Source organism: Spiroplasma sp. ChiS (assembly GCF_002968355.1).
GTDB lineage: Bacteria > Bacillota_I > Bacilli_A > Mycoplasmatales > Mycoplasmataceae > Spiroplasma > Spiroplasma citri.
In genome coordinates, this window is the sequence record NZ_PUUH01000114.1 from 1 (window position 1) to 1,406 (window position 1,406).

The 1,406-nt window shown below is 21.7% G+C and carries 4 protein-coding genes; all 4 read right to left on the reverse strand.

Annotation, left to right across the window (positions count from 1 at the left end; genetic code table 4):
* Positions 1-151: 151 nt before the first annotated feature.
* The 4 genes from C6B38_RS03890 to C6B38_RS03905 all read right to left on the reverse strand — a co-directional run bounded on the left by C6B38_RS03890 (position 152) and on the right by C6B38_RS03905 (position 1,326).
* A complete protein-coding gene (locus tag C6B38_RS03890) occupies positions 152-361 on the reverse strand; it encodes a DUF2649 family protein (RefSeq protein WP_105298726.1) in 210 nt (69 codons plus the stop codon).
* A 220-nt stretch (positions 362-581) separates the two neighbouring features.
* On the reverse strand, positions 582-785 hold the full coding sequence (locus C6B38_RS03895) for a hypothetical protein (RefSeq protein WP_071937734.1): 204 nt from the start codon (positions 783-785) through the stop codon (positions 582-584).
* Positions 786-916: 131 nt separating this feature from the next.
* Complete coding sequence (locus C6B38_RS03900) at positions 917-1,099, reverse strand: hypothetical protein (protein ID WP_071937758.1); 183 nt, start codon at positions 1,097-1,099, stop codon at positions 917-919.
* Positions 1,099-1,326: a hypothetical protein gene (locus C6B38_RS03905; RefSeq protein WP_105298727.1), complete on the reverse strand. Its 228-nt coding sequence runs from the start codon at positions 1,324-1,326 to the stop codon at positions 1,099-1,101. Before C6B38_RS03905 ends, C6B38_RS03900 begins: the two co-directional genes overlap by 1 nt.
* Positions 1,327-1,406: the final 80 nt, after the last annotated feature.

Genomic DNA, 1,406 nt, shown 5'->3' on the forward strand with positions numbered 1-1,406 from the left:
TGATGTAGAACTAAAATATATAAACTGTAAATTAAAACAAACAATAAAAAAATAGAACAAAATATTTGCCATAAATCAATTTACATATCAATAAGAAAACTTAATATTTTTTTGTCTTCTAAATAAATTAAAATAATTTTTAAACATATATCTACACCACCAATCTAATTGTTTTATATAAAATAAATATTGATAATCAAATTAAGAAAAATACTACTAATCAAATACCTATCATAATCACTGAATAAGTAATATTATCAATAGAACTACCAACAAAGTTATCAATTTCAGTTTTCGGAATAAAATAAAAAATCTGTAAAAGTCCTTGATATACTCGTTGCAAAAAAGTATTTCAGTCCATTATTTTATCCACCTAAAAATACAACTTAAAATTAAAAATAACATCCCAAAAACAAGTATTAAAAATACAACAAATATAACAATATCTAAAATAACGGGATGATTAACTCCGAAAATAATTGTCATAAATTCATAATATAAATCTCATAMACTTTGCATTTTTCTTATTCCTTTCCTAAATGTTAATTACTAAAATCAAGATTAGAGTTTATTATTAAATATTAATATCCATGAATTAACTTTCTGATTGTTTCAATTCCYAAAACCACAAACATTAAAACTAACGGAATAATTAATAACATATGTGACCCTAAAAAAGTAATAAATCAGTTAGTAAAAGCAATCGCTCAATTAGCAAGAATAGCAGCAAAATCCGCTATTTGYTTAATAACATCAGCATCGCCCGTTAATAAATTTAAATTCATTAATAACACCTCACTTAAAATACTTTCTATTAATAATAAAACCTTCGCATACTCTAACCTTGATTTTAGTAATTAACACTAAAAACTAAAATCAATTTTTATACTTGCGAAGGTATTTGATTGATATTAACTTATTCAACAGACTTATCTGCTTTTTTAATTTTTCGTTTTCCCCATTCTTTAAATTCTACTTTTTTAGAACAATGCGGACAAATTAAATACTTATTTTTAAATTTAAATATCGTATTAATTGTTAAAAAAACTAATAACATTAACATTGTAATTACTAAAATAATTGTTGCAAAAACGGTCATTAATTATYACCTTTACTTTCTATATTTAACATATAATTTTTTATTTGTTTTACTAATAATTTAAAATGTTGTTCTTCCATAACGCCAATATCAATAACTTTATGACTAAGATACAATTTAATTGCTTTTCTTAACATAAATAATGGTATTTTAGTAGGTAAACATTGATGTATAACATTAACTAAACACTCTAATCTCTGTTTATATAACTTAGTTTGTTTTTTCATATTATTCTTTATGTTTAGGACAAATAATATCTTGTCTATTACATAAATAACAATCTGATTTTTTCTTAGTCATTATTTAA